The organism is Deltaproteobacteria bacterium (assembly GCA_029860075.1).
GTDB lineage: Bacteria > Desulfobacterota > JADFVX01 > JADFVX01 > JADFVX01 > JAOUBX01.
In genome coordinates, this window is record JAOUBX010000003.1 from 99,352 (window position 1) to 123,495 (window position 24,144).

26 protein-coding genes are annotated in these 24,144 nt (G+C 41.5%); 5 read left to right on the forward strand and 21 right to left on the reverse strand.

Annotation, left to right across the window (positions count from 1 at the left end):
• Window positions 1-27 precede the first annotated feature (27 nt).
• The 5 genes from dinB to OEV42_01670 all read left to right on the forward strand — a co-directional run bounded on the left by dinB (window position 28) and on the right by OEV42_01670 (window position 4,788).
• On the forward strand, window positions 28-1,173 hold the full coding sequence (gene dinB / locus OEV42_01650) for a DNA polymerase IV (protein ID MDH3972959.1): 1,146 nt from the start codon (window positions 28-30) through the stop codon (window positions 1,171-1,173).
• Window positions 1,174-1,317: 144 nt separating this feature from the next.
• The gene (locus OEV42_01655; GenBank protein MDH3972960.1) at window positions 1,318-2,259 is read left to right on the forward strand and encodes a hypothetical protein; all 942 of its coding nucleotides are present in this window, start codon (window positions 1,318-1,320) and stop codon (window positions 2,257-2,259) included.
• A gap of 202 nt (window positions 2,260-2,461) precedes the next feature.
• Window positions 2,462-2,845, forward strand: coding sequence for a hypothetical protein (locus tag OEV42_01660; GenBank protein MDH3972961.1), 384 nt, complete (start codon window positions 2,462-2,464; stop codon window positions 2,843-2,845).
• Window positions 2,829-3,575 carry a hypothetical protein gene (locus tag OEV42_01665; GenBank protein ID MDH3972962.1) on the forward strand — a complete coding sequence of 249 codons (747 nt, stop codon included), beginning with the start codon at window positions 2,829-2,831 and terminating at the stop codon, window positions 3,573-3,575. Before OEV42_01660 ends, OEV42_01665 begins: the two co-directional genes overlap by 17 nt.
• Before the next feature lie 43 nt (window positions 3,576-3,618).
• Complete coding sequence (locus tag OEV42_01670; protein ID MDH3972963.1) at window positions 3,619-4,788, forward strand: hypothetical protein; 1,170 nt, start codon at window positions 3,619-3,621, stop codon at window positions 4,786-4,788.
• A gap of 160 nt (window positions 4,789-4,948) precedes the next feature.
• Here the strand turns inward: OEV42_01670 and OEV42_01675 are convergent, their stop codons facing one another.
• The 21 genes from OEV42_01675 to OEV42_01775 all read right to left on the reverse strand — a co-directional run bounded on the left by OEV42_01675 (window position 4,949) and on the right by OEV42_01775 (window position 24,135).
• The gene (locus OEV42_01675) at window positions 4,949-6,607 is read right to left on the reverse strand and encodes an FAD-binding protein (GenBank protein ID MDH3972964.1); all 1,659 of its coding nucleotides are present in this window, start codon (window positions 6,605-6,607) and stop codon (window positions 4,949-4,951) included.
• Between the two features lie 29 nt (window positions 6,608-6,636).
• Entirely contained in the window at window positions 6,637-7,425 is a 789-nt protein-coding gene (locus tag OEV42_01680) for a 4Fe-4S dicluster domain-containing protein (protein MDH3972965.1), read from the reverse strand.
• Between the two features lie 20 nt (window positions 7,426-7,445).
• Window positions 7,446-8,279, reverse strand: a complete 834-nt coding sequence (locus OEV42_01685; protein MDH3972966.1) for an FAD/NAD(P)-binding protein — start codon at window positions 8,277-8,279, stop codon at window positions 7,446-7,448.
• 14 nt (window positions 8,280-8,293) lie between these two features.
• On the reverse strand, window positions 8,294-9,319 hold the full coding sequence (locus tag OEV42_01690; protein MDH3972967.1) for a 4Fe-4S dicluster domain-containing protein: 1,026 nt from the start codon (window positions 9,317-9,319) through the stop codon (window positions 8,294-8,296).
• Between the two features lie 18 nt (window positions 9,320-9,337).
• Window positions 9,338-10,234: a 4Fe-4S dicluster domain-containing protein gene (locus OEV42_01695; protein ID MDH3972968.1), complete on the reverse strand. Its 897-nt coding sequence runs from the start codon at window positions 10,232-10,234 to the stop codon at window positions 9,338-9,340.
• The gene (locus OEV42_01700; protein MDH3972969.1) at window positions 10,206-10,691 is read right to left on the reverse strand and encodes a hydrogenase iron-sulfur subunit; all 486 of its coding nucleotides are present in this window, start codon (window positions 10,689-10,691) and stop codon (window positions 10,206-10,208) included. The genes OEV42_01695 and OEV42_01700 overlap by 29 nt, the downstream gene beginning before the upstream one ends.
• A gap of 61 nt (window positions 10,692-10,752) precedes the next feature.
• On the reverse strand, window positions 10,753-12,726 hold the full coding sequence (locus OEV42_01705) for a CoB--CoM heterodisulfide reductase iron-sulfur subunit A family protein (protein ID MDH3972970.1): 1,974 nt from the start codon (window positions 12,724-12,726) through the stop codon (window positions 10,753-10,755).
• Between the two features lie 10 nt (window positions 12,727-12,736).
• Window positions 12,737-13,627 carry a CoB--CoM heterodisulfide reductase iron-sulfur subunit B family protein gene (locus OEV42_01710; GenBank protein ID MDH3972971.1) on the reverse strand — a complete coding sequence of 297 codons (891 nt, stop codon included), beginning with the start codon at window positions 13,625-13,627 and terminating at the stop codon, window positions 12,737-12,739.
• Window positions 13,628-13,635: 8 nt separating this feature from the next.
• The gene (locus OEV42_01715; protein ID MDH3972972.1) at window positions 13,636-14,043 is read right to left on the reverse strand and encodes a 4Fe-4S dicluster domain-containing protein; all 408 of its coding nucleotides are present in this window, start codon (window positions 14,041-14,043) and stop codon (window positions 13,636-13,638) included.
• A 2-nt stretch (window positions 14,044-14,045) separates the two neighbouring features.
• The gene (locus OEV42_01720) at window positions 14,046-14,603 is read right to left on the reverse strand and encodes a Fe-S-containing hydro-lyase (protein MDH3972973.1); all 558 of its coding nucleotides are present in this window, start codon (window positions 14,601-14,603) and stop codon (window positions 14,046-14,048) included.
• Entirely contained in the window at window positions 14,603-15,442 is an 840-nt protein-coding gene (locus OEV42_01725; protein ID MDH3972974.1) for a fumarate hydratase, read from the reverse strand. The genes OEV42_01720 and OEV42_01725 overlap by 1 nt, the downstream gene beginning before the upstream one ends.
• Complete coding sequence (mdh, locus tag OEV42_01730; protein MDH3972975.1) at window positions 15,442-16,371, reverse strand: malate dehydrogenase; 930 nt, start codon at window positions 16,369-16,371, stop codon at window positions 15,442-15,444. The genes OEV42_01725 and mdh overlap by 1 nt, the downstream gene beginning before the upstream one ends.
• A gap of 189 nt (window positions 16,372-16,560) precedes the next feature.
• The gene (locus OEV42_01735) at window positions 16,561-17,007 is read right to left on the reverse strand and encodes a hypothetical protein (protein MDH3972976.1); all 447 of its coding nucleotides are present in this window, start codon (window positions 17,005-17,007) and stop codon (window positions 16,561-16,563) included.
• The gene (locus tag OEV42_01740; GenBank protein ID MDH3972977.1) at window positions 16,994-17,467 is read right to left on the reverse strand and encodes a hypothetical protein; all 474 of its coding nucleotides are present in this window, start codon (window positions 17,465-17,467) and stop codon (window positions 16,994-16,996) included. Before OEV42_01740 ends, OEV42_01735 begins: the two co-directional genes overlap by 14 nt.
• A gap of 165 nt (window positions 17,468-17,632) precedes the next feature.
• Complete coding sequence (locus OEV42_01745) at window positions 17,633-18,565, reverse strand: hypothetical protein (protein ID MDH3972978.1); 933 nt, start codon at window positions 18,563-18,565, stop codon at window positions 17,633-17,635.
• Window positions 18,566-18,585: 20 nt separating this feature from the next.
• Window positions 18,586-18,963, reverse strand: coding sequence for a hypothetical protein (locus tag OEV42_01750; GenBank protein MDH3972979.1), 378 nt, complete (start codon window positions 18,961-18,963; stop codon window positions 18,586-18,588).
• A gap of 402 nt (window positions 18,964-19,365) precedes the next feature.
• Window positions 19,366-20,826, reverse strand: coding sequence for an ATP-binding protein (locus tag OEV42_01755; GenBank protein MDH3972980.1), 1,461 nt, complete (start codon window positions 20,824-20,826; stop codon window positions 19,366-19,368).
• 125 nt (window positions 20,827-20,951) lie between these two features.
• A complete protein-coding gene (locus OEV42_01760) occupies window positions 20,952-21,191 on the reverse strand; it encodes a hypothetical protein (protein MDH3972981.1) in 240 nt (79 codons plus the stop codon).
• Between the two features lie 12 nt (window positions 21,192-21,203).
• Window positions 21,204-21,695, reverse strand: coding sequence for a PilZ domain-containing protein (locus OEV42_01765; GenBank protein ID MDH3972982.1), 492 nt, complete (start codon window positions 21,693-21,695; stop codon window positions 21,204-21,206).
• Window positions 21,695-23,179: a cysteine--tRNA ligase gene (cysS, locus tag OEV42_01770; protein MDH3972983.1), complete on the reverse strand. Its 1,485-nt coding sequence runs from the start codon at window positions 23,177-23,179 to the stop codon at window positions 21,695-21,697. Before cysS ends, OEV42_01765 begins: the two co-directional genes overlap by 1 nt.
• A 2-nt stretch (window positions 23,180-23,181) precedes the next feature.
• Window positions 23,182-24,135, reverse strand: coding sequence for an acetyl-CoA carboxylase carboxyltransferase subunit alpha (locus OEV42_01775; GenBank protein MDH3972984.1), 954 nt, complete (start codon window positions 24,133-24,135; stop codon window positions 23,182-23,184).
• Window positions 24,136-24,144: the final 9 nt, after the last annotated feature.

Here is a 24,144-nt window from a genome sequence, read left to right on the forward strand (position 1 = left end):
ATTTTTTTGAAAGCGCCCTTAAACAATATGTTACACTATAGATTCATGCCCGACTGTTCAGAGATCGCCCACCGTTCCAGGAGAATGAAAAAAACAAAAAAAATTATACATATCGATATGGATGCCTTCTTTGCCTCAGTCGAAGAGAGAGACCGACCTGAACTTAAAGGCAAAGCCCTTATTGTCGGAGGCGACCCTCAAAGCCGCGGAGTCGTTGCTGCCTGCTCTTATGAAGCGAGAAAGTATGGCATTCACTCGGCCATGCCCTGCTCAAGAGCCTATAAACTCTGCCCTGACGCTGTGTTTTTAAGGCCACGGTTCGATGCCTATAAGGAAGTATCCAATGAAATAAGGAATATTTTTTTCGAATACACCGATCTGGTTGAGCCCTTATCACTTGATGAAGCCTATCTCGATGTAACGGTAAACAAAAAAGCGATTACAAGCGCAACAGAGATTGCCGGAGAAATAAAGAAAAAAATAGTGGAAAAAACAGGAGGGTTGACGGCTTCAGCCGGTGTTTCATTCAACAAATTTCTTGCTAAAGTGGCTTCCGACTATCGAAAACCAGACGGACTTACCGTTATTACACCTGAAAAAGCGCCCGCCTTTATTGATAATCTCCCCGTTGGCAGAATCTTTGGCGTGGGAAAAGTAACTGAAAAAAAGATGCATCATATGGGCATAAAAACCGGAGCTCATCTCAAAAAGCTGGATAAAGAAAAACTTATATCACTCTTTGGCAAATCAGGAGGATATTTCTATAAAATCGTCCATGGTAACGATGACAGGCCCGTCGTGACTCACTGGGTACGAAAGTCAGTGGGGAAAGAAACAACCCTTAAAGAAGATATAATTGATGTTAATGTAATGGGTGATGTTCTTAAGGTACTTGCAGAAAAAATTGAGAAATATCTAAAGCCCCGGGAACGCACTGCCAGGACAATTACTCTTAAGGTTAAGTACTTTGATTTCAAACAGGTGACACGAAGTATAACTGTCAATGAAGCCATTACCGGGGCCGGCCCTATGATGGATCTAATTATGCCCTTACTTGCTTCCACAGAGGCAGGAGAAAAAAAGGTGAGGCTTCTCGGTATGAGCATTTCTAATTTTACCGATGACGGGAGGGATAGTCCGGAAACAGGGCAACTGGCTTTTCCATTTTATTAACAGGATTTATACGAAGATAGACAGAAATCCATTGTCCTTAATAAATAAACCCCTTACTTCGAATAGAACAAGAAATAGTGAAATGTTAATCTTCTTGTTATTATTATATCGAACCTTTATGCCTTTTTATTTTCCAGATGAATTATGAAGCGCCTCATCTCCTCATTCATTCTCCTTATTTTCTCTCCCCTCTTTGCCTTTGCTGAAGAAAGTAATGCGGCGGGAGACAAATCAACAAATAATTTTAAACGTTATACCATAGAATATGAATTGGACGCTTATTACTCAAATACGGGACTCTATGTCAACCTTACCGACTCGCCTGTTCCGGATGCAGGCGACATGACGGAATTAGCGGTTTATAAAAAACTCTTTTACAGTTCCCTTCTTCCCCGATTTTTTGTTGTTGAGGCCTCCCTTTTCCCCATGCCCGTAACGGGTGTCTTTATCAGAAAAAATGATGAGGATTTTTACAACAGGGCCCGTATTAATAGAAACGTCAATCTCGTTAAAGCCGTTACCGCAGGATTTGAAGAACCTTACGCTTTTAATTTGTTTCTCGGAAATGTACTCAAATTTACTCGCCCCGGTGAAAAAGGAAAAAAAGGCAATTTTGGTTACATGGGCTACCTTTTAAGTGTGGGAGATTATCATATTAGAGATAATGAATTGATCTTCGATAAATGGGCTGAGCTGGAATGGAAAGTAAAAGGTGACCAGAAGTTCGAAAGTTACAAGCTAAGCTGGAGTTACCGCATTGGGGCCAAGTTCCACGATCATAAAGACATAAAAGATGTTCTTTATATTGCTCTGAGACGAAGCCGCCTTGATTACAAGGCTTCGGCCGGATCCATTATTGACAATAGCGGGATTGAGTACAGGTATGATATAGACATGAATAGTCTGAGCCCTGTAAGGCACTACTTTATTGTAGATAAAAAACTTCCCTGGAAAGAAAAACATTTAGCTGCCTCCATTGCGCTTGGCTTTATATGGGAAGGCAGCAGAAAATATACGGGCGCCCTGGAAAGAAAAGATAGAAAAGGGGACTTACAGTTTATTATCAGACCAAATATTCATTTTTAGTGACTGCCGCACTTTATTTCAATAAATATTTACTCATAATATTATCTCTAAATCATTAAAACTAAACTACTTTTTTTATGGATCTTCCTATCAGGATCACATTTATTTCATTTGAAGTATTGAATACTAAAAGAATCCTTTTAAATTAAGATTTCTTTTGTTATTATCGGTTAACAATTCAAATTATTTTACAATGATTGATATGAAAAAGTTATCTCATTTATTAATTTTATTGTTTATCCTTCTTTTCTTAACCGATAATTCCGCCACAGCGGCAACAACAGGACAATATGGCGATGTCATTCTCAATAAAAATGCTGCTTCCATGAGGGAAGTTGGCGTCAAGGATGTCTTGTTTCCCCACACGTTCCATCGAATTAGATTTAAATGCAAGGTCTGCCATAATGATATTTTTGTCATGAAGGCCGGAGCCAATGAAATCAACATGAACGTCATTATGGAGGGCGAGATGTGCGGTAAATGCCATAATGGAATCATAGCCTGGGAACCTATCGAGTGTGAAAAATGTCATTCAATGAGACCCGGCTATACGGGAGGTGTAGTACAAAATGCAAAGAGGAAATAAAGTAAAAAATACCGCCTTTAGAAACACTTATAAGGCTTTATTTTTTTTATTTATTTTTTCTATTCCTCTTTCTGTTATGTCCTGCACAAAGCCCCTTGCAAGTTCGAAAAAGCTCGTCTTTACACCTCCCCCTGCTGAAGCTGAACTCATTGGAGGAAAAGATAAAAAAAACATTATTGACCAACGCTTTCTCCCAAAAGACAAATATGGTCTTGTTGACTGGAAAGAAGTTATTAACAGGAACCTCATCAACCCTGCTTCATCTTTAGACCCCGATGAAGCGGCCGGCAAAGAGGAAGAGACAGCCGACTTTGTTATTATCTGGTCAAGCACCATTAAACCGTCCCTGTCATTTTCTCCCATCGTAAAAACCATTCCTATCGGTGGAAATAATTACAAGTTCGAGATGGGAATCGATTTCCAGAGAATACTCGAAAGAATAATATTCAGTAAAGAATCGCCACTTGGCAAAACAAATCCAAAAGGTATTGACTTTATACTGAAACCTAAAGTCGGACTCATGGCCGATGCCTACTTCCCACATAATATCCACACTTACTGGCTTGATTGTAAAAACTGTCATCCATCAATATTTCCCATTAAGGACTCTCAATTGGTTAGAGTCTCAATGACTGAAATATTTAAGGGGGAGTTTTGTGGCAAGTGCCACGGCAAGGTGGCGTTTCCAGTGACCGATTGCGGGCGTTGTCACCTGGAGAACCTGTTATAAATTATAATGACTTTTTTTCTTTTCTTTATGGAGGGTTGATCTGATGAATATTTTTCTGTCTCGTTTTTTGTTATCTCTTATCTTCTTAATTGCTCTTTGTGGCAATTTATTTGCCGAATCAAGCCCTTTTAGAGAAAACTTCACAGCAAAGTATAAGGCTTTAAAGTTTGAGGAGCTTGCGCTTCTTGTCAAGAAAAACAAGGACATCTTACCTTCCGAAATTCTAGCCATGATAATAGAAGCCGATTCTCCGGAAATGGCTTTTGAAGATAAAATCAATCTGCTTGATATTGCAAACACGATGGCATACATGTTTACAAACTGGCATGGATCAAACAAGGAGGTTGAAAAGTATCTAAAAGTAATAGTTCAAATGATTTCAAAAGAGGTAGCGAAGGAGAATGCACGGGTTGCCAAACTGATGAAATGGAAAAAACAGGAAGCCTTTCTTGGCAACTTTGTTATGAAAAAAAATATGAAAGCCATGCAAAAAAAAGGTTTGGCGCCTGTTCTTTACCCTCACTGGACGCATCGCATATGGTTTGAATGCAAGGTCTGCCATGAAGACATTTTTACAATGAAACGATGGAGCAATAATCTCTCTCATAATGCCTTCAAGGAGGGCAAAACCTGTGGAACATGCCATGATGGCAAACTCGCCTTTCATACCGAAAAAGATTGTATAAATTGCCATGTTGCAGGTAAAGCCGAATCAGCACACCTCTATAAAACTGATGCTGTTAACCACGATAAGATCAAAAAAGTAGCAGAGAAGGTCGGTTCAAAATGGTATCCCGAAAAACTAAAAGACGGTAAATTGCCACTTGATAAATTTGGTTTTATTAACTGGGCCGAGTTGGTTAAGGGCAAGTATTTCACCCCTCTGCCTTCACTGAGTAATGAGGTAAAAGAAGAGACAAGGGACAACAAAATTCTCTTTGAAAGCAGAAGCAGGGTAGTAAAAAACGTTCTTTTTGATCATGGCATTCATTCCGACCTGATAAAATGTTCCGTCTGTCATCCTGCCATATTCATAGATAAAGTAGGCGCCAATAATATGAAGATGACCTTTCTTGCCGCCGGTCAGTTCTGCGGTCGCTGCCATGGGAAGGTCTCCTTCCCGATTAAAGACTGCAAAAGATGTCATAATGTAGCTAAAACAGAAACACCGGAGGGTGTACTTATTCATGAGAACAAAGCAAAACAGGGCTAAGGAATTAGCTCTGCCGTAAACAGCGGCTTTTAAGAAACAGGACAACCACCCCTTCTTATCCCGGAAAAGTGCAAACAGCGCTGCTGTCTGAAATTTAAGGCAATAACAAAAAAAGCCGGTCTCTGGAGACCGGCTTTAAAATCAACAAAGCTTAATCTTTTTAGATATTCATTTGTGACCACTGCCTGTTTTTAACTTCTTCCGGCGCATAGTCAGGTAGAACCATTGGACCAACCGGCGCTTCTTTTATTCCCGCCTTATCCAAATCTTTTTCAAAGGTTTCAACATGCTTTAGATTAAGCTTACCCTGTTTAACGCTCTTTGCATGTTCTGAAGCGGCAATTCCTGCCCTACGGCCAAAGACTAAAATGTCAAGCAGTGAGTTACCCATCAGTCTGTTTCTTCCATGAACACCACCGGTTACCTCTCCCGCACTGTAGAATCCGGGAAGTGTCGTATCTCCCTTATCCATAATATGAATTCCGCCATTCTGATAGTGCAGTGTCGGATAAATTAACATAGGTACCTTACTGATATCGATTCCATGTCTGATAAACTGAATATATTTGGCTGGAAGTTCTTTTCTAACGGTTCCTTCTCCATGAAGTTCATCGATCATTGGAGAATCAAGCCATACACCTACCCTGCCTATGGGAGTCATTACCCCTTTGCCAATATCAAGGCATTCCCTGATAATACAGGAAGATTCAATGTCCCGAGGTTCCAAAGGAAAACAGAACTGTTCACCTTCTACATTAAGAAGCTGAGCACCAAGGCCTCTTACCTTTTCAGTAATAAGAAGTCCAACATTCTGCTCGGGGTAAACAGCACCGGTTGGATGATACTGAGTTGAATCCATAAGAACGTTCTTTACACCTGCCCTGTATGCCATAACAAGTCCATCAGCAGTAGCTCCATAGTGATTAGTACAGGCAAAACCCTGAATATGAAGCCTTCCTCCACCACCGGTTGCCATAACAACAGACTTAGCCTTAACGGTAATAAATTCCTTAGTTTCCAGATTGAATAAAATAGCACCGGAGCAATTTCCCTTGTCATCAAGAATCAGTTCTATTGCCGGAGCAAACTCGATAACTTTAATATCCTGAGACCTGTTCCTTGCTTCATCTCTAACTACACGCATGATCTCAGCACCGGTCATATCTCCAGCCGAGTGCATTCTTTTTCTTGATGTACCACCACCATGGCGAGCGCGTAACCTTCCGTCTGACTCTTTATCAAACATGACTCCCAGACCTTCAAGCCAGCTCAAAATAAGTGGCGCATCATTAGTCAGTGCTCCCACAAGCTTCGGCTCATTGGTAAAGTGCCCGCCGCCGATAACGTCAAGGTAGTGATAGTAAGGCGAATCCGGCTCCTGTGTAGCTCCCTGAATCCCCCCCTCTGCCATTACTGTATTTGAATCGCCATGCCTCAATTTTGTCGCAATAACAACCTTGCATCCCGCTTCCTGAGCCATGAGTGCAGCCGCTGTTCCGGCTCCACCGCCGCCAATAACCAGAACATCGGTCTCAATATCACAGGATGAAAGATCGACGTTCTTTACATTAACACGACTTTTTGATTCAAGTATATTAACAACTTCTTCAGGAAGAAAATCACCCTTATTTGGGCCTACTTTAACTGTACGTTTTCCTTCAGGCTTATAATCGGGGTGATATTTATCAAGCCACTCTTTCCGTTGATCGAGAGTTAAAGCAGGAAAGTTATCACCCTTTCTGGCTTTAGCTACCCTCTCAGGTCTCGTCTTTTCAACGGCAGCTATCAGTTTTTTTAGTTCTTCAGGATATCCTGACATGGCAAATCTCCTTATAAAATCTCAATATATTAGAGGCGACTTTTATCTTCAGGCATCCATTCGCCCGGTTTAGCAAGATCGGGTTCCCTCTCTCTTTCAAGATAAAGTTTCTTGAGAGAATCTTCATCAAGGGTAGCAAGTTCATCCAGCATAGGTACGTACTTTTCAGCATTTACATCTTCAACCCTGCTTTTCATATGCGCTGCTGCAGGCGTAAGAATTTTTGCATGAAGCCTTCTAGCCATGAGAGCTGCATTAGGCTGTGAAATCTGTGCAGGGCAACGGCTGGCACATAAACCGCAAAGAATACAATCAAAGGATTTGTGAGCAGCTTTGCTAATGTTACCCTGCTTCATTGCAGCGATATAACCCATAACGTCGATATCCATGGGACACGTTCTTGTGCAGGTAGCACAACCGACACATTTAAAAACTTCAGGATAATGTGTTCTTATAATTTCTTCAGGACTACCTTCAAGACCTTCAATGTCATAAGCTGATCGCTTCATAGGAAAGAAAGGCAATTGAGTAATAATCATATTTGCTTCAGCAACCGTTTGACATGCTAAACCGGTTTTCAGCTTATAATCACCTTCAAATCGATAGAAAAAGCCACAAGCCCCACAGATTCCACCACGACAGCCACATCCTCTTGTATACTGATAACCTGCATACTCTACCGCTTTCATCACGGTCAGCGTCTCGGGAATCATATATTCCTTCCCCATTATAACAAGGGGAATCTTTTTTGCACCTTCCGGCAGGATTGTTTTGTCACCGCAGGCGATAGCAGGCTTTATTTTCTTATCTTTTCCCATCTAATCCTCCAATAAATACTCTAAAAATCATTCGGCATTGCAGCTATCTCTGCCGCCGTAAAAACCGGTCCGTCTTTACAAACATAAATATTGCCAACATTGCAGCGTCCGCATTTACCCAAACCGCACTTCATCCTGTTTTCAAGGGTCGATATGACCTGATCCTCTGTAAAACCGAGCTTTTCCAGTGATTGAAGTGAAAATTTAATCATTATGGGTGGTCCGCATACAATGGCTATGGTATTCTCGCTCGATGGATTCGTCTCTTCCAAAACTGTCGGTACAAAGCCAACCTTCCCTTTCCATTCCGGTGTTTCACCACCAGGATCGACAGTTGTAACCATCTTTACATCTTTTCGTTCTTCCCAGTGTTTTAATTCTTCCTTATAAACAAGGTCGGCTACCGATCTTGCACCGTAAACGATTGTAATGTCGCCGAAATCTTCACGTTGGTCAAGAACGGTCCAGATAACGGAACGAAGTGGAGGAAGAGCAATACCACCGGCAACGAATATCAGGTTTTTACCCTTCCATTGGTCAACGGGAAAAGTATTGCCATAAGGTCCCCTGAACCCGATAGTATCACCTATTTCTAACCTGGAAAGTGCCTCAGTAACCTTACCAACTTTTCTAAAGGTACACTGTATATATCCCTTTCTCGTATCTGCTGAAGCAATGCAGAATGTTGACTCCCCATGGCCAAAGGCGGAATATTCACCAAACTGACCGGTCTTGAATTCAAAACTATCCCGCATTTTTTCATCTTTAAATACAAGTTGAAAGGTTTTAACATCGGGAGTTTCTACGGTTATATCCTCTATGGTCATGAGGTGTGGAACGTAAAGATTGTGCATCTGAAATTTCTCCTTTAAACCGACATCTCTGAGATTTCCGTCATTGCTTCCGTAATGTCCACATTAACAGGACAAACCCTTATACATCGACCACATCCTACACAGCCCTTCTTTTCAAACCTGTCAGGATAGATCTTGAACTTACAGCTAAACCTGTTTCTCCATCTTTGCGACTGATGCTCTCTCGGATTATGGCCTGATGCATGAAGCGTAAAATGATCAAACTGACATCCATCCCAGTTTTTAACTCTTTTGCCTTGATCACCGTATGGTTCGTCAACAAGATCAAAGCAGTGACAGGTTGGGCAAACAAAGGTGCATCCGCCACAGCCGACACATTTGGCAGCCAGATCATCCCAAACCTTATGTTCGAAGTTTTTAGGATCATCGAGCCATGCCTTAATTTTGTCAATGCTCACACCCAGATCGGCTACCTCAGCAATAGGTTCTATTTCAGTAGCCTCATTTCCTTCTAGAAAAATGTCACTGTACCTGGCAACAAGAGCTTCCCCTTCTTCTGTAACTACTTCAGCTAAATAACCGCCCTCTTTTGTCTTTTTAAGAAGGATATCACTCCCCTCAGTTCCATCAGGGGCATAACCTACAGAAGTACAGAAACAACTTTCATCAGCATTATTACATGCAACAGAAATGATGGTTACCTTCTTCTTACGCTCAGTAAAAAGGTTGTCTATGTAATCCCAGGTAAAAACACTGTTTAATGAAATTACAGCAGCTGCATCACAAGGCCTCACGCCCAGAAGTACAGTCTCCTTAATGGTGGGCTTTTCAGGCTCAACATGAACATTCGTGCCATCGAGCTTATATCTCATGACAGTCTCATGTTGTGGAAAGAAAGCATCTTTAGGAGAGTACCTTCCAATTATTTCATCAAGGTCAAGTTGAGACACTTGAGAAACCTCATCATATATCACCATTCCGGCTTCGTTCTTTTTAGGTCCTACGACTCTCGTATCAGCGGCATTCATCGCTTCAACAAGTTTTTTCAGGCCATCTTCTTTCAGCAGCTTAAGTGTCATTATATCTTCTCCGTAAAACTACCTGATAAAATCTTCTTTATCGTCTTCCTTGAAGGAGACAAAAGGTGGTATCTCTTCAGTCTGGTATCCTGCTCTATACCCCTCAAAGGCTTCGTAATTGAGCTTGGACATTTCCTGGTTAATAACATTCAAAGGTATTTCAGCGGGACAGGACCTGTCACATTCGCCGCAGAAGGTACATCTGCCCGACAAATCCATTGCACGCTTAATATTCCATGCGTAGTTTCCTCTGGAATGGGCGCTTGTTTCGATCCACTGTGGTCTGTTCTTCTCGGTAATACAAACATCACAATAACAAAGGGGGCAAACCTTTTTGCAGGCATAACATTTAATGCACCTGTCAAAGTGCTCCATCCAGTAGTTCCACTTTTCACTTTGAGATAATCCCCTGACTCTATCAACCTCATCATAAATACCACCGGTCATTGGTTCTAGGGCATTAGATTCCACTCCCTCGCCAAATAGATGATCAAAGTCGGTAGGCGTATTTACATCGCAAGTGATACATTTTATCGATTTCTCATCATCGCTAAGAGTGTTTCCGTCGTAAACAACTTCCTTATCGACAACACCATCACAGGTAACTCCCAGAATTAGGATATCTTCTCTTTTAAACTGGTTCTCCTGGATGAGAACGTTAATAGTCTTAATGTCGCAACCCTTTGCAACAATGGCTACTTTCCCTTTTTTCATAAAATCAAACTTGCGTGTAAGATATATAACAAGATTGTTGACGCAGGCAGGTGTAAATATCAGTTTTTCACACTCTTCCGGTGTATAGGCAAAATAAGGCTTTGTCTTACCCTTCTTGGTTCCGGCAGCGTAACCAATAATCGTGGTCACATCACCACTTTGTAGAAGTTCCTTAGCCTTGCTGCGCAAAGATTCCATCATACTCCTCTATCCTCTCGTTAATTCTCTGGAATTCATCATATGGGCCAAGTTCCTTTGTTTTTTCAGAAACATCATTTACAACATCAACCCATTTGACAGCCTCAGCCGCAGAAATCCAGGAGAAGTGAAGCCTTCTCATATCAATCCCACTAAACTCTAGAAGGTCTCTAAAAGCAGTCCACCTTCTTCTGGCATGAAAGTTACCTGTATTGTAGTGACAATCACCGGGGTGACAACCGGATACAAGAATCGAATCAGCACCTCTTTCAAATGCTTTAATCAGGAACAGCGGATCAATTCTTCCAGTGCATGGAAGCTTAATAACCCTTACCGACGCATCATAGGTCTTTCTGCTCGTTCCTGCAAGATCAGCACCTCCATAGGTACACCAGTTACAGACGTAAGCAATGATTCTCGGCTTCCATTCCTTTTCTGTTTTTTTGCTTTCTTCAGACATACATTCCCTCTAACAGTTTTCAATACTAAGCCGTTTTACAGCTTTGGTAGTTTTATGCTTTTTAGGCCGCCAGTGAGTTAATTTCTGCAAATATCTGCGAATCCAAAAAGCCTCTAAGCTCAATTGTTTTTGATCTGCATGCAGCATTGCATAGCCCACATCCCATACATACACCGGGATTCACCTCGGCAACTTCTTTAATAAGGTTGCCATCCCTATCTTTTATTTCCTTCGATGTAATCGCTCCATAGGGACAAATATTCAAACAATCAAAACATGCGATACAATTAGCCTCATTAACCTCTGCTGTAATAGGTTCTCTTTGTAGAGTTTCCTGAGAAAGAAGACCAAGAACCTTTGATGCAGCAGCCGAGCCCTGAGCAACACTTTCAGGGACGTCTTTCGGCCCTTGACATGCACCAGCAAGGAAAATTCCCGCCGTATTTGTTTCAACAGGTCTCAGTTTTGGATGAGACTCAGAATAGAATTGATATTTATCGTAAGAAATACCTAGAGTCTGAGCTAGTTTATCAGCGCCTTTTCTGGCCGTCATAGCTGTTGCAAGAACGACCATATCGGCTTCTATTGTGAGTGGCTTTCCGCTAATTGTATCAGCGCCCTTAACAATGAGCTTACCCTCTCTTTCATATACTCTCGAAACTCTCCCTCTATGATACTGAGCACCATCCTCTTCTATTGCACGTCTTACAAACTCTTCATAGTTTTTTCCACCAGCTCTGATATCCATATAGAAGACATGGGCTTTACCATGATGAACCTTATGTCTATAAAGCATGGTATGTTTAGCTGAGTACATACAGCAAATTTTTGAACAGTAACTGACGCCTTTACTCTCATCTCTTGACCCGACACACTGGATAAATACGACCGTTTCGGGAACCTTTCCATCAGAAGGCCTCTGAATTTCGCCTGCCGTATATCCGGCAGCACTAGCCATTCTTTCAAAGGTTAGACCATCAATTACATCTTTAAATTTTCCATAACCGTACTCTCCAAACTTATCGAGAGGCATGGTATCATAACCGGTAGCTACAACTATGGCGCCTACATCTTCATAGATAATCTCATCTTTTTGTTCAAAGTCGATACATTTAGGTCCACACACTTTTTCACAGACCCGGCACTTTCCAGTCTTGTAATAAATACAGCTATCCCTGTCAATAACAGGAACATTTGGAACAGCCTGAGGAAAGGGAACAGAGATGGATTTAGTCATACCCAAACCCATCTCAAATGGATTGGGAACTTTTTTAGGACATTTTTCGATGCATATACCGCATCCGGTACATTCATCTTCTATAACACTTTTTGCTTTTTTTCTAATGCGTAATCTGAAGTTGCCAACAAATCCATCAAGCGCTTCAACTTCAGCATAGGTATAAATCTTGATGTTCGGATTGAGAGAGGCCTCTACCATTTTTGGCGTCATAATGCACTGTGAACAATCGAGCGTAGGAAAGGTCTCTGAAAGCTGAATCATATGCCCACCGAGGGAGCTGGACTTTTCAACAATAACAACTTCAGTTCCTGATGCAGCAATGTCAAGAGCTGCCTGGATTCCGGCAATTCCACCGCCAACAATGAGTGCCCTTTTGGTAACAGGCATAGTAATCTTTTCTAATTCTTCATTGTTCCTGACTTTCTCAATCATCTTTTTGGTCAGGTCAAGCGACTTTACCGTCCCTTCAGCCTTGTCAGGGTGAACCCATGAGCATTGCTCCCTGATGTTTGCCATTTCAACTTTAAATGCGTTAAGACCTGCCGCCTCAGAAGCGTTTCGGAAGGTTTTTTCATGCATATGAGGTGAGCAAGCCGCAATGACAACACTATCGAGTTTATTTTCTTCTATAATCTCCTTCAGCTTCCCCTGCCCCGGTGCGGAGCACATGAACTTGTAATCTTCCGTATAGACAACACCGGGTTGATTTTTCATCTCTTCCGCGACTTTTACAACATCAACCGTCGCAGATATATTAGTTCCACAATGACAAACAAATACACCTGTTCTAGACATATTCTCTCCTTTACACGAACCCTTTTTCTTTTAAAAGAGGTAACGGACTTATACTGTTTGAATCAAAGGAAATGCTATTAATATCTTTTCCAAGAGCAATACTTAAAAGCTGAGTGAAGTAAATAATGGGCATTTCATCGAGATCACCAAAGTGGGACTTCTGTTTAACCTGGTTTCCATCGAGATTGAACTGACATAAGGGGCAGGTTGTTGCAATAATATCAGCACCAGCGGCGACTGCAGATTCAACAACACCAAAAGAACAGTTGGCAACATTTTCAGGATTAGTCATTGCACTGTAAGAGCCGCAACATTCACCCTTATGACTAAAATCAACAACTTCACAACCGAGAGTTTCAAGAAGACCCTCAAATATTGTCGGAGAATAAGGATCATCAAGGCCAACTTCATTATGTGGTCTCAAAAGAAAACATCCATAATATGGAGCTACTTTTAATCCCTTCAACTGAGTAGTTACCTTTTCTTTAACCTTATCGTAGCCAATCTCATCTCTTAATACTTCGAGATAATGAAGGACATTGGTATCCCCTTTGTAATCTGTTTCCAACAGGGAGTTTACAGTATCGAGCTTATTATTATCATTGTTAAATGCATAGTTAGTCCTCTTCAGGACGTTGTAGCAAACGGCGCAGAGAGTAGTCAACTTATCTTCGTTGCCCTCTTTAGTTCCTTCTTCTTTCGCATTTATGAGTACATTAGCAGGACCGGCATAACCCATGGAACTATTGTCAGTAAGTGGCAATGAAGCACCGCAGCAATTCCAATCGGTCAGTTCAACCATTGAAAAACCGAGAGCCTGGGCCGAATATTCAGCACATTGCTGAAGGTCCTTTGCATTCGTATTTAATGTACATCCGGGATAGTATGGAATATTCATCATAACACCTTTTATGGTACGTACTTTCTAAAACCGCTCACGATTGCCTGCTGCGGTGCATTTTTAACAAAATTGACAGGAAGCTTTTCGATGACTTCATCCCTGTTTCCACTGCGCATATCTTCCATCCTGAGTGCTTCCATAACGGCACCGGGATTACAAAACTTGGGACACCTGCTTCCACAAACAAGACAACCGACACAATCCCACCTGGAAGTCGCTTTTTTCAAATCATCGGACAATTCTAACTGCATATACCTCATAACCATTGAAGGAGGTAGATCCATCTTCTCAGCCATAGGGCAACCAGCCGTACATTTACCGCACTGGTAACACTTGCTTACATCTTCCCCACTGAGCTCTTCAATTTGTGCAATGTATTCGTCTTTTGCTACTTCATGGTGACCGTCAGCACTCATCCTTAATCCCTCCTGTAGGAGTCAACTCCCTTTTTGTAAAGATCTTCTCCGGTCACATCATTAGCAACTAACACGGGAAAATCCTCTACTTCAAGTCTGAAAATAGCCTCAGGACCCAAATCTTCATAGGCTACAAGTTCTTTACTTATAATTCTTTTTGCTATAAGCGCAGCCGCTCCACCAACAGCTGCAAAATAAACAGCCTTATGCTTTTTCATTGAATCTACAACTTCGGCTGACCTTGATCCTTTTCCTATCATCCCTTTGAGACCGACTTCAATCAATCTGGGTGTATAGGCATCCATCCTGTAACTCGTTGTTGGTCCGGCAGAACCTATTGGTTTACCCGGCTTGGCCGGTGCAGGACCCACATAATATATGATCTGTCCCTTTGGATCAAAAGGAAGTTCTTTTCCTTCATCTAAAAGCTCCACGAGGCGTTTATGTGCAGCATCCCTGCCTGTATAAATAACACCGGTAAGTGATACTTTATCACCAACTTTCAGAGATTCCACATCGGCATCACTAAGAGGTGTAGTCAGCTTCTTCATTCCTTCCATCAGATGACAACCTCCTTATGACGAGCAGCATGGCATTGAATATTAACAGCGACGGGAAGAGAAGCGATATGGCAGGGATGACTTTCTACCTGAACAGAAAGCGCAGTCACTCTTCCGCCGAACCCCATGGGACCTATACCAAGATCACCGATGAGTCCTTCAAGGTCTTCTTCAAGCTTCGCATCTTCAGGGACTGAACTCCTCTCACCTACGTGGCGAAGAAGCGCTTTTTTTGCAAGATAGGGCGCCTTTTCAAAGGTACCACCAAGTCCAACGCCCACTATAATAGGAGGACATGGATTGGGTCCTGCCTTTTTTACGGCATCGACAACAAAATCTTTAACACCTTCAATACCGTCAGAAGGTTTAAGCATTTTGAGAGAACTCATATTTTCACTTCCACCACCTTTGGGAGCAAAAGTAACCTTCAGTTTGTCACCGGGAACGATTTCGATATGAATGATGGCAGGCGTATTATCTTTGGTATTTACACGATTGATAGGATGAGAAACGATTGACTTTCTAAGAAACCCCTCTTCATAGCCCTGTCTTACACCTTCATTAATGGCAGAGTAAATATCACCGTCAATATGCAAGTCTCTCCCAAGTTCCAGGAAGAATACGGCGAAGCCCGTATCCTGGCACATGGGCGATCTTTCTTCTCTGGCTATACGTGAATTTTCTAAGAGTTGTTCAAGAACGGCTTTCCCGGCATGGGACTCTTCTCTTTCAAGACCATTCCTGAATGCATCGAGCACATCATCACCCAAATCAAAGTTGGCTGACATGCACATTTCTTTTACAAGGGGGGTAATATCAGAAGCTGTTATTGTTCTCATCAGACGTTTAACTTCTCCACATTTCTCTTAACATCATCCAGGGAATGATCAAGTGCTTTTTTCTCATCGTCACTAAGTTCTATCTCAATGACCTTTTCTACTCCATTTTTACCGAGCAGAACAGGAACACCCATATAGTAACCATCAATATGATACTCACCTTCGAGATAAGCCGCACAGGGAAGAATTCTCTTTTTATCCTTTATTATGGCTTCAGCCATCTCAACAGCAGAAGCGGAAGGGGCATAATATGCGCTACCTGTTTTAAGAAGCGCTACAATTTCACCACCGCCTTTTCTGGTACGCTCATTGATTGCTTCAATCTTATCGGCAGGTAAGAGTTCTGTAATTGGGATTCCGGCCACCGTAGAATATCTTGGGAGAGGAACCATCGTGTCACCATGACCACCAAGAACAAAAGCAGTAACGTCTTCTACGGACACACCGAGTTCCATAGCGATAAAGGTTCTCATACGTGCGGAATCAAGCACGCCAGCCATACCAATGACTCTGTTTTTTGGAAAACCGCTCACTTTTTTTGCAACATAAACCATAGCATCAAGAGGATTAGTTACCATAATGATGGTACAATTTGGTGAATACTTGACAATCTCCTCTGTAATCCCCTTAATGATACCTGCATTAGTGGCTAAAAGATCATCACGGCTCATACCCGGCTTTCGTGCAAGTCCTGCCGTAATTATTACGACATCCGACTCCGCTGTTTCTTCATAACCATTAGTACCAACAATAATGGAATCAAAACCTTCAACAGGGCCCGTTTCCGCCAGATCGAGACCGACGCCCTGCGGAAGACCGTCCGCTATATCGACAAGAACTACGTCGCCAAGCTCCTTGGTCGCAGCCCATAGTGCGCAGTGCGCTCCTACATGGCCTGCACCGACGACAGTAATCTTTTTCCTACCCATTTCAGTGCCTCCTAAAATAAAGATCTAAAACCGTAGATGTGTTATTATTTCCGAGAGAAAAAAAGAATGTATACTGTATACAATTATCCGGGGGGTGTCAAGGAGATTCATTACGGGAAAAAACCTAAATAAGCAAAGTCTTTTTTTATAAATAATATCTATTAAAGCATCAGGTTCTGTTGCACCAGACTATTTCCACTTTGCTACTCTTCTGGGATAAAATACATATTTATATTTGTATCCACCGGGAAAGGAAACAACATGCTCATAGGCGGCTTCCATAATGTAAGGCTGTTCTTCTTCTTCTCTGTATATTCTCAGTCCATCTTCAAAGTCTTCATCCGGGTATAGCTTAATTCTAATGTCATTCAGTTGAATCAGGGTTACTCTCCTCACTTCAGGCACACTTGCAGTTTTCAAATGAGCAACCTCTTTTCTGAATATTTCTTTTACTTGCTGATATCTTACAAGCGGTATAGCCATTTTAACGCCAATATACGCTACAGCAAGCAAAACCAGAATTAAAACGATTCCACCGAGCGTTAATTCACCTTTATTCGACTTTAAGTATTTCATGTCAAAATTATTATCATCTTTATTAATGATAGTCAACTTTAAAGTCTTAATATTCTTCAAAAATAAGAACTAAACCACAATCAGGGCATTCTTTAACGCCTTCCGGCGCATGATATCCACATGCCGGACAATTTTCTTCTTCAACAGGGTTTACATCATTGCTTTCAGGATGTGTTGATAAATAATATTCATTTAAACACTTTTCTGCACTTTCAAGGTCATTTTTAGCAATAAACAATAATGATGTGGAGCTGCAGTTACCAGGCTTGCACCCCGGCGCTAAACTGATGCAACTCTCAATACCCTTATCAAGCAGGACACGTCTTAATTCTTTGAGCCACGGACCGTTTCCTTCCTTGACAGGAACTATTTCGCCACCTGATTCCTGGTAAAAGCGCTCTTTTTCTTCGTTTTCCTTCTCTATTTCCAGAAAATCTTTGAGAGGAACATGGCAATCTGCACAGGAATCGACATGAGAAAAATATTCAGCGCCACACTGAGGACATAACCTGGTTTGCATAATTCATTACCTTCCTTTAAATTTCTTATTTCTTCTAACAAAAAAAAAGGAATAACACAATAGGTAAATTGAATTACCGGTTGAAAGGAGGGAGCAGTATCAGAAAAAAACGGCGACTGCCAACGCTAAGTGGCAGTCACCGCATAAATTGAATTGATGTACTGATTATTGGAGACCAATATGACAGTTTTTACAATGTGTCAAATCCCAACTCGACAAAGGAGAGTCTTTATCACCACTGTGACACTTACCACAAAAATCACCGTTCATATTCTTGACCATCGTAATATCATTGGTTCCCGCAATCGGTATAAATATTGAGGGATGGCAATCACTGCACGCCATATTGTCACGTTGATGAGCAGAATGTGAAAATTGTGCAGGTGGAATATGAGCCTGGTCTCTTCTTCTTTGATATCGGTTAAAAATGATTATATCCATAGTTTCCTGAGCTATCTCCTGAGGCGGCACGACAACGCCTCTGGTAATCATATCTTCTGTGGGCTCAATCTTTTTGGACCGGGTATGGCATCTTTTGCAGTCAGCCAGCGGAAAAGCCGTTTTTCCATGGCATCTTCCACACCATTTTCCCGCAACGATCTCCGGCATCAAAACCCTGTTAGCTCCAGCCTGCATCTGGAAAATAGGGCCTCCTGCCGTATCATGACAGCTTTCACAGGAAAGCCACCAGGAATGGACTTGATGAGGGAAGATGACATCATTCATAAAATCACTTTTTGTCTGGAAAAGCACTTTTGAATCAATAACCAATTCATCATCGGGAGTCCATTCAGGATCCAAACTGCCCTTGGGTTCAATCTTCTTTTCATTTACCAGCTTTACCCAATCGGCGAGACCGAAACGATCCCTGGGAAAATTAAGTTCCGAAATACTTGCAGGCTTCCAGTCAAGAAAGCCGGCACTGAGTGTAGAAGGAAGCGTCGGTGCCTTTGATTTTTCAGAGGAAGCGAGTTCTTTTTCCCCTGTTGCAGGATCACTCTTCTCTTTTTCGGCAGCCCCAAGTGGTAAGCTGGAAAAAAGAATTAAAGAAATAATTGAAATAACCCGGAAAAAACATCTATTATTTTTTTTATACATAATAAGCCTCAAAATGAAGGTTATTTTAATTTTTTAGAACTCTGCTTTGCACCGGGAGCCCATCCTTCAACCTGACTATGACATCTGTCACAATAAAGGGGCTCCCAGGCAATAATCCCGTTATGGCAGGCGCCACATTTTTCACCATTCATAATCATATTCATATCGATATTGTTTGCGCCGGCTTTCAATATGAATATATCTTCATGACAAACCTTGCACTTATACCTGATTCTATGAAACCAGTGAGGAAAAAGTACGTCCTTGACACCTGCCTTTCTCATGCTGGAAGCAGATCTGTTCATGATAATGTCGCCATATTCAGCATTGACCGGTATGACATTAACGATAGATAGCGCAGCAATCAAACAAAGAACCATTACTACTTTGCTAAACATAGTCTTCTCCAATTCTCTAATTATATTTGGGGGTTCTTTAGCACTTAACAAGAATAAGTTCCCCTTTTAATGAAACTCAGTTTTGCAACACTGATTGAGATAAGACTGCTTTAAAAAGGGTTCAAAAAAAATTGGATTTTGATTTAAAACAAAAGAAGGGAATCTCTAATCATCGGGGGGATAATGTAAGGCGTCTGGAAAGTCAGGTTCAAGGCAAAAATTGCGGACTATAACAAGTCTGCCTGTAAAAATTGCATGCCGGAATGTCGCTTTTTTGAAGCTGCACATGCCGTTCATAAATGGCAACGGGCGCCCTTAAATGTCAAGACAATAAGCGATGAGAAGAACCGTTTAATCTAAAAGGTTAAATAATTTGATTATGAAATTACTCTGATCTTATAATTAATTACCGCTAAATCGTTGGAGTTCCACCGAAAAAGTACTCCCTTTTCCCGGGTCACTGGAGATGTCGATATTTCCATTCATCGCTTCCATCAGGTTCTTGCAGATAACAAGACCGATACCAAGGCCCTCTACACCACTATTTTCAGCGCCAACACGTTCAAAGGGCTGAAAAAGATCCTTTACCTGTTTATCATCCAGCCCATGGCCTGAATCAAAAATACTAATTCTGACGTTGTCATTCTTTTTGATATTAACCGTTATTTCAACCCTTCCATTTTCACGGTTATATTTAATAGCATTTGACAGAAGATTTATAATTACCTGTTTCAAACTTTTTTTATCTGCAAAAACATAAATATTTTTTTCCTTTTCTTCATAAGAAACAGTAATATTTTTTCCTTCGGCAAGCGGATTTATCAGCCGGCATGAGGCTGAAATTATCTCGTGAACAGATACAGGTTCAATATCCAGTTTCAAACAGCCCGATTCGATTTTAGACAGGTCAAGCACTTCATTGATGAGCGCGAGCAGATGACTTCCCGCTCCCGTAATTTCCTTGCAATAATCCTTTTCTGTTTCTGTTTTTAAATTAGAATTCAGTAATTGACCAAATCCCATAATTGCATTGAGAGGCGTTCTTAATTCATGGCTCATTTTGGAAAGAAATTCTGTTTTTGCCTGACTTGCTTTCTCTACTCTCCCCTTTTCACGTTCAAGCTGAAAAGTTCTCAGTCTTACAGCTTCTTCCAGAACTAAAGACTGTTTCCTGTGTCTGGCTATCATAGATACGAGGCCACCAACACAAAAGAAAGCAAGGATTGAATATAGAGCAGCAGTAATCTGAAGATCGTCTTTTGTAGAATTTATAACTGAATCGAGAGGAACCGTTATATCAAGAACCCCTCTAACATCATTTATTTTCCAGGCTCTATTCGGTGAATCCGGGTGTTGGTTATGACAATCGATACAGCTTTCTCTCATCCTGTCGGCAACAGCATAGCGCAAAACCTTATACCCCTTTTTGCCTTCAAATTGATAAAAGGGCTGATCCGGATCTTTATTTAAGGCCTTCCATGCTTTTCGGGAGAAATCATCCTTAAGACCTCCACCCTCCTTCCTCCATGGAAAAGGATAAGGACTATAAAGACGAGCCGTTGCACCCGAACCGATTTCACCTATTTTTTGACCAAGGAGGATACTAAGCGTTGCAGGGAGAGGTATGGCTCTCTCTTTTCTGTAGTAATCATGAGTAACCTCCAGACCAAAAGATTCTGCCGCTTTAACTACTTCTGAAGAATATAAGGTTCTGAATGCTATAATAGAATCACTATATAATTTGGCGTAATTAAGGCTCGATTTTTCTACCACATTCGATTGGAGCACCTTGACGTGCCATATCATGCCTGATGCAATGACGGTAAAAAAAAGAAAAATAAATATGGCTGTGCGGATTTTCATATTGGCGAGAACTCAATTTATCTAAAATAGCTGAGGTAAAACTAAAAACCCGGAAAGAACAGGACAAAGACTTGTATTTTTTTAACGCATGTAAAAAGCAGGAGGAATATCAATTATTGTCAAATCTACTTTCTCACTTTTTTCACAAAACGCTCTATCCCCCTTGAAATATCTGATATAACTTCCCTACCTCTTTCCCTGACAATCTTGTTTGCTTCCAAAACTACCCTTTCAGCCCCGGAATCGAGTGTATTTTCATCTATTCCACTTTTTCCCTCTTTTGAAAGCTTGTATTTTATAACAGACCTGGCCAGATCTTTTTCTCTATTTTCAATCCACTTTTTTGCTTTATCAAAATTACTCATAATATCCTCGATTCAAATCCACCTGAGACCGGCTAAAACTTTTTCAACCCGGGAAAAACACCATACTATCTCTGCTTTTTTGTCACTAACCTGAAGCTCATCGATAGTAACCTTAACCCTGGTCCCTGCCGCCAGATTGGGTCCCTTATAATTAATGCCAAGCCCTCCGGCAGAGATATCACTAGTTTCACCATAAATAAGCGAGTTTTTATCACTCTCCCCTTCTATCAACTTAAGTATACACCTTTTCTTTATCTTAAAACGTACATGAACTCTTAAATTGACGGGATTCTTTTTTTCTTCTTCTCTCCCCTCTTCGTACTCTTTCCTGGATATTGCCTTAACCATGGTAATAGCATAACCGAGTTCGCCGATCGTCATACCAGGCTCTCCCTCAAGCATATCAAAGAGATGCACTGAATTATCTGCCTTTAGATACCGGATTATCTGAAAATTCTTTTCAGCTCTTCTGTGCCCTGTTTCGATGACGACCTTGTAAAACATCAAATCTTAATTTCCCAGCTTGTCCCCTCCGGTCCATCCTTTAGGATCACCCCCATCCTCTGTAGTTTATCTCTTATTTCATCAGATTTTTGCCAGTTTTTTGCCTCTCTCGCTCTTATCCTCTCCGTAACAAGGACTTTTACTTCTTCCTCATCAATTTTTTGCCCCTCACTTCTTTTCTGCCGGATTTTTTTGAAGAATTGTTCAGGTTCATGGCCAAGAATCCCCATTACCTCTCCAAGCGTTTCAAATCTTCTTTTTCCCTCTTCCAGAATTTCAACAGCCTTTGCTGTTCTTCTAAAATCATGAGAATTGATCCAGCGGTTTATGGCCCTTACCGTATCAAAGATAGCGGCAATGGCTGCGGCTGAGTTAAAATCATCATCCATAGCTTCAGTAAATCTTTCCACCAGGGAATGGATGAGCTCTTCCGCTTCGCCATCATAATCGTCTCCTTCTCTGGGCCCTGATCCTTCATGGCCGGCACTGCCATCGATAATGGAATTCATCGTCTTAAGTGTCGTATAGATCTTTTCAAGGGCTCTTTCCGTTTCTTTCAGATTGCGGTCCGAATAATCGATAGGGCTTCTATAGTGCGTTGTAAGCAGAAAGAAACGAAGCACTTCCGGTTCATAAAGCTTAAGTATATCTCTTATGGTAAAAAAATTACCGAGTGACTTGGACATTTTTTCTTCGTTAACATTAACAAAACCGTTATGAAGCCAATATTTGGCAAAGGGTTTGCCACTGGCGCCTTCCGACTGGGCTACTTCATTTTCATGATGCGGAAAAATAAGGTCTTTTCCTCCACCATGGATATCAAAACTCTTCCCAAGGTGCTTGCAACTCATGGCTGAACATTCTATATGCCAACCGGGGCGGCCTTTTCCCCAGGGCGATTCCCACCAGGGCTCGCCTTCCTTGCTTGACTTCCAGAGCGCAAAATCGAGGGGATTTTTCTTCCTCTCATCCACATCGACTCTCGCACCGGAAATAAGGTCTTCCGTCTTTCTGCCCGACAGTTTTCCATATTCACTAAAGCTCTCAACAAGGTAATAAACATCACCATCAATAACATAGGCATGCCCCTTTTTGATAAGATCTTCGATAATGTGAATGATTTCATCAATATGTTCTGTAGCCTTCGGTTCACAGGTAGGAGGTTTGTTACCAATATCGAGCATGTCATCATGGAAACTCTTTATGTAGCGTCTTGTAATTTCACTATAATGAACACCCTCTTCGTTGGCTCTTTTAATAATTTTGTCATCAATATCAGTAATGTTCCTCACATACGTTACATGATAACCCTTAAATAGAAGATATCTGAATATCATATCAAAAACAATACTCGCTCTTGCATGTCCCATATGACAAACATCATATACGGTAGGACCGCAAACATACATGCCCACCCTATTTTCTTCCATGGGGACAAAGGTCTCTTTTTTCTTTTTTAAGGTATTGTAAATTCTAAGTGTCATTTTTATCCTTTAAAATGGCCAAGTTGTCTGAACTTGTTATAACGTCTTTCAAGCAGTTCATCTACAGAGAGACACTCCAGGTCTTTCATTGCAGCCAGGATATTCTCTTCCAGAAATAAAGCCGCCTGCTTATGATCACGGTGAGCGCCCCCAACCGGTTCGGGGATAACATTATCAATGACCCCCAGATCTTTCAGGTTTGCAGCGGTAATTTTGAGAGCCTCAGCGGCGTCGCCTGCCTTTTCTCCACTTTTCCAGAGAATAGCGGCACAACCTTCAGGTGAAATAACAGAATAAATGGAATTTTCCATCATCTGCACACTGTCTCCCACTCCAAGAGCAAGCGCGCCACCACTGCCACCTTCACCGATGACAATGCAAATAATGGGTACCTTAAGCATAGACATTTCTCTTAAATTCCTGGCAATGGCTTCTCCCTGTCCTCTTTCTTCAGCACCTATTCCCGGATAAGCGCCCGGTGTATCGATGAAAGTTATTATCGGTTTATTGAACCTTTCCGCCATTTCCATCACCCGCAGCGCTTTCCTGTATCCTTCCGGGTTGGGCATTCCAAAATTCCTGTAGATCTTTTCATTGGTATTCCTCCCCTTCTGGTGACCAATAACGAAGACCGTTTTGCCCTTGAGCTTTCCCATTCCTGCCACGATGGCAGGGTCATCCTTGAAATTTCTGTCTCCATGAAGTTCCATAAAATCATCAAAAAGAAGATCAATATAGTCAAGTGAGTAGGGACGGTTTGGATGACGGGAGAGTTGCGTTCTCTGAAGACTCGACATATTGGAAAAGATGTTTTTCCTTAACTTATCAGCCTTTTTTTCAAGTTTTTTTAATTCTGAATCGGCTTCGCTGCTTTCGCCTGCCAATAACTTTAATTCTTCAATCTTCTTTTCCAGCTCTATGAGCGGTTTTTCAAATTCCAGTGCCTGAATATTCACATTAAACTC

Coding starts and splice junctions, on each gene's coding strand:
- dinB (MDH3972959.1), top strand. CDS start 28: ATGTTACACTATAGATTCATGCCCGACTGTTCAGAGATCGCCCACCGT.
- OEV42_01655 (MDH3972960.1), top strand. CDS start 1,318: ATGAAGCGCCTCATCTCCTCATTCATTCTCCTTATTTTCTCTCCCCTC.
- OEV42_01660 (MDH3972961.1), top strand. CDS start 2,462: ATGAAAAAGTTATCTCATTTATTAATTTTATTGTTTATCCTTCTTTTC.
- OEV42_01665 (MDH3972962.1), top strand. CDS start 2,829: ATGCAAAGAGGAAATAAAGTAAAAAATACCGCCTTTAGAAACACTTAT.
- OEV42_01670 (MDH3972963.1), top strand. CDS start 3,619: ATGAATATTTTTCTGTCTCGTTTTTTGTTATCTCTTATCTTCTTAATT.
- OEV42_01675 (MDH3972964.1), bottom strand. CDS start 6,607: ATGTCAGGATATCCTGAAGAACTAAAAAAACTGATAGCTGCCGTTGAA.
- OEV42_01680 (MDH3972965.1), bottom strand. CDS start 7,425: ATGGGAAAAGATAAGAAAATAAAGCCTGCTATCGCCTGCGGTGACAAA.
- OEV42_01685 (MDH3972966.1), bottom strand. CDS start 8,279: ATGCACAATCTTTACGTTCCACACCTCATGACCATAGAGGATATAACC.
- OEV42_01690 (MDH3972967.1), bottom strand. CDS start 9,319: ATGACACTTAAGCTGCTGAAAGAAGATGGCCTGAAAAAACTTGTTGAA.
- OEV42_01695 (MDH3972968.1), bottom strand. CDS start 10,234: ATGATGGAATCTTTGCGCAGCAAGGCTAAGGAACTTCTACAAAGTGGT.
- OEV42_01700 (MDH3972969.1), bottom strand. CDS start 10,691: ATGTCTGAAGAAAGCAAAAAAACAGAAAAGGAATGGAAGCCGAGAATC.
- OEV42_01705 (MDH3972970.1), bottom strand. CDS start 12,726: ATGTCTAGAACAGGTGTATTTGTTTGTCATTGTGGAACTAATATATCT.
- OEV42_01710 (MDH3972971.1), bottom strand. CDS start 13,627: ATGATGAATATTCCATACTATCCCGGATGTACATTAAATACGAATGCA.
- OEV42_01715 (MDH3972972.1), bottom strand. CDS start 14,043: ATGAGTGCTGACGGTCACCATGAAGTAGCAAAAGACGAATACATTGCA.
- OEV42_01720 (MDH3972973.1), bottom strand. CDS start 14,603: ATGGAAGGAATGAAGAAGCTGACTACACCTCTTAGTGATGCCGATGTG.
- OEV42_01725 (MDH3972974.1), bottom strand. CDS start 15,442: ATGAGAACAATAACAGCTTCTGATATTACCCCCCTTGTAAAAGAAATG.
- mdh (MDH3972975.1), bottom strand. CDS start 16,371: ATGGGTAGGAAAAAGATTACTGTCGTCGGTGCAGGCCATGTAGGAGCG.
- OEV42_01740 (MDH3972977.1), bottom strand. CDS start 17,467: ATGCAAACCAGGTTATGTCCTCAGTGTGGCGCTGAATATTTTTCTCAT.
- OEV42_01745 (MDH3972978.1), bottom strand. CDS start 18,565: ATGTATAAAAAAAATAATAGATGTTTTTTCCGGGTTATTTCAATTATT.
- OEV42_01750 (MDH3972979.1), bottom strand. CDS start 18,963: ATGTTTAGCAAAGTAGTAATGGTTCTTTGTTTGATTGCTGCGCTATCT.
- OEV42_01755 (MDH3972980.1), bottom strand. CDS start 20,826: ATGAAAATCCGCACAGCCATATTTATTTTTCTTTTTTTTACCGTCATT.
- OEV42_01760 (MDH3972981.1), bottom strand. CDS start 21,191: ATGAGTAATTTTGATAAAGCAAAAAAGTGGATTGAAAATAGAGAAAAA.
- OEV42_01765 (MDH3972982.1), bottom strand. CDS start 21,695: ATGTTTTACAAGGTCGTCATCGAAACAGGGCACAGAAGAGCTGAAAAG.
- cysS (MDH3972983.1), bottom strand. CDS start 23,179: ATGACACTTAGAATTTACAATACCTTAAAAAAGAAAAAAGAGACCTTT.